Annotated in this window: 3 protein-coding genes; all 3 read right to left on the reverse strand. The window is 74.5% G+C overall.

Features of this window, described 5'->3' with window-relative positions:
* Positions 1–154: 154 nt before the first annotated feature.
* Positions 155–1,777, reverse strand: coding sequence for a PH domain-containing protein (locus ACFU99_RS38825; protein WP_384401987.1), 1,623 nt, complete (start codon positions 1,775–1,777; stop codon positions 155–157).
* Entirely contained in the window at positions 1,774–2,304 is a 531-nt protein-coding gene (locus tag ACFU99_RS38830) for a PH domain-containing protein (protein WP_384401990.1), read from the reverse strand. Before ACFU99_RS38830 ends, ACFU99_RS38825 begins: the two co-directional genes overlap by 4 nt.
* Positions 2,305–2,333: 29 nt before the next feature.
* On the reverse strand, positions 2,334–3,112 hold a 779-nt coding region (locus ACFU99_RS38835; protein ID WP_384401993.1), incomplete at its 5' end, for an MFS transporter.

Consider the following 3,112-nt stretch of genomic DNA (forward strand, 5'->3'; position numbering starts at 1 on the left):
GCTATGTCCCGGCGGTTGCTGTGGCCCCGGCCCCTGCTACGTCCGGCGCCAGCTGCGGGCCCAGCCCCTGCTATGTCCCGGCGGCTGCCGCGGCCCCAGCCCCTGCTACATCCCGACGGCCGCCGCGACCCCAGCCCCAGGCCCGGCCACGGCCTCAGCGTTCCGATACGGCCCCGGCCGCCTCGGCCGGATTGGATGGCCCGGCCGTTACGGCCGGCTTGGCCGGAGCGGGGTGGTCCGTGACGAGGAACGGTGCCATCAGGCCCGCTACGGTCGCCTCCGCGAGGAGCACGGCCTCGTCGGCGCCGATGTCCTGCACCGCGTATCCCTTGCGCCCCGCCGCCGTGGTCGCGGTCAGCGTCAGTACGCCCGCCCGGCGCTGGAACAGCGACCGGCGTACGTTCCAGCCGATGATCCCCTCGCGGGCGAGCGCCACCCGCCGCCGGGCCCCGGCGCCCTCGCCGTGCCCGATGACCAGGTAGTCGTCGGACAGCGCGTGGCCGAGGGAGCGGTAGCGGTCACGGGCGATCAGTGCGCCGACCGGCAGCAGGAGCGCCGAGGCGAGCCAGGCCCACAGCGGGACGTCGCCGTCCCCGTACAGCGCGCCGAGCACCGCGACGGCCAGGGCGCACGGCACGAGGGCCCGTACGTACCGGCGGCGCCGGGCCGCCGAGCCGTGCGCCACCAGCGGACGGGTCAGCGCGGACGGGGAGCGGAGCACGGCGCCGGCCGCCCGTACGACCTCGTCGCGCGGCCCCGGCGGCACGAGCATCGCGTTGTGCTGCGGGCCGCGCACCCCGGTGGCTATCGCGAGGCAGTGCGCCCCGCCGAGCAGCCGCACCGGCAGCGACGCGCCGACCTCCACGCCGTGCACCCGCCGCTCCTCCAGCGTGACGGCGCGGACGGTGAGGAGCCCGTGCGTGGTCTCCAGGTTGCCGCCCTGACGGCGGTGGAGCGCGAAGTTCCAGTACTTCATCACGGCCTGGGACACATTGAGGAGCGTCCCCAGGACCAGTACGGCCAGCACCGCCTCGACGACCGGACGCGGGCCGTGCCCGCCGCCGAGCCCGCTGATCACGCTGTGGACGGGACCGAGGCGGCGCACGTCGAGGCCGGCTTCCATCAGCACGCACACCAGGACGACGAGGACGACGAAGCCCGAGTACGAGAACGGGCTGAAGCGCAGCCAGCCGGGGCGCATCCGGGCCAGCGGCGGGTCGGCCGCTTCCACGGGTGCTGGTACGGGCTGGTCGGCGCCTTCCCGTACGGGCGCCGCCTCCGCCGCTCCCAGCAGCTGCTCCCGCAGCAGCGCCGCCTCCTCCCGCGTCAGGGCGTCGAGCTTCAGCTCGTCCTCGTCCGACTCCGCGGTGTGCCCCGTGCCGACCGTGACGCGGGTGAGGCCGAGCACGCGGTGCGCCACATGCGCGGTGAGGTCGACCGCGCGCACCCGGTCCATGGGGACGGAGCTGACCTGGCGGCGCAGCAACCCCTTGCGCAGCTCGACGAGTTCGGGCGATATGCGGTACGTGGTGGTGTACCAGCGGAGCAGCGCGAGGACGACGGTCAGCACGCCGGCGCCGACGGCGTAGACCTGGCGGTGTTCGGAGCCCGACCCGGCGACGAGGGCGACGAGCAGCGCCGGGGCGGTCTTGCCCAGTTCCTGGACGGGGTGGACGAACAGCATGCGCGGGCTCAGCCGCTTCCAGGGGGCGTCCGCGGAGGCGTCGCTCGCCTCGTGATTGTCGCTCGCCGCGTGTAGGTCGCTCGCCTCGCTCATGTCGCGTCCCCGCGCGACGCCTGAGCCGCCGCGGTGATGTCCGCGACGAGCCGCTCCCCGGTGGCGTGGTCGAGCCCGTGGATCTTGATCGGGCCGGCGGCCGACGCCGTGGTGGCGGTGACGTTGGTCAGCTTGAACAGCCGCTCCAGCGGCCCGCGTTCGCTGTCGACGGTCTGCACCCGCGATACGGGCGCGATCCGCCGCTCCTCCACGAACCACCCGGTCTGGGTGTAGATCGCCTCGGGCGTCGTCTCCCAGCGGTGCACGCGGTAGCGCCAGGGCGGCATCACCACGACGTGCACCGCCCCCAGCGCGGCGGTGAGGATCAGCCCCCACTCGTGCCACTCCACCGGCCCGTCGTCCCGCAGCAGCATCCACACCGCCTGGGCCGCCGCGAACGCCAGCCAGCCGAGCAGGGAGTGCACCGCCCAGAACCAGACGACCCTGCGTTCCAGCCGGTGCTCCGGCGCCCTCAGCCGGAGACTGCCGTCGCCGACGGCCGCCGCCTTGTCCGTTGAAGTAGTCACGGGGTCAGGGTGTCATGAGAATTATCGGCTTATGTGAGGTACGTGGAGGAACGCGCGCGGACCCGCCCGTTCCGCCGCAGCGCGACCGCCGCCCCGAGCGTCCCCAGCGCGGCGGTCATCATCAGGGCGCTGACCCAGACCGGGGACCGGTAGCCGAGCCCCGCGTCGATGGCGAGGCCGCCGAACCACGGACCGGCCGTGTTGCCGATATTGAAGGCCGCGGTCGTGAAGCCGCCCGCGAGGGTCGGCGCGTGATCGGCCAAGTAGAAGGCGCGGGAGGTCAGTACGGGCGCGATGCCGAAGGCGAGGAAGCCCTGGAGGAAGACCAGCGCGACCGCCGCCGCCGGGCTCTGAGCGGTCAGGGCGAGCACGACCCAGCCCCCGGCCAGCGCCGTCATGCCGCAGGCCAGGACCGTGTACGGCCGTGCGTCCGCGATCCGGCCGCCCACTGCGATGCCGACCACCGCGCCCGCGCCGAAGAGCACCAGCATCATCGGGACCCGGCCCGCGCCGAACCCGGTGACGCCCGTGAGCAGCGGCGCGAGATAGGTGAAGGTGCAGAAGGTGGCCCCCTGGACCAGGGCGTTCATGGCGTACGCGACGAGCAACTCGCCCCCGAGCAGGGACCGAAGCTCGGCGCGGAGGCCCGTACGGACCGGGTCGGCGGGGGCCGCCGGTACGGTCAGCGCGACGGCGGCGAGGGCGAGCACCGACGCCGCGGCCACCGCCCAGAACGCGGACCGCCACCCCCACTGCTGCCCGAGCAGCGCCCCGCCCGGCACGCCCGCGACGCAGGCGAGGGTGACGC

Origin of the sequence: Streptomyces sp. NPDC057654 (genome assembly GCF_042800135.1) — a bacterium.
Lineage (GTDB): Bacteria > Actinomycetota > Actinomycetes > Streptomycetales > Streptomycetaceae > Streptomyces.

What these genes read in the sequence shown, in the direction of transcription:
- ACFU99_RS38825 (WP_384401987.1), bottom strand. Translation starts at nt 1,777, where the DNA reads ATGAGCGAGGCGAGCGACCTACACGCGGCGAGCGACAATCACGAGGCG.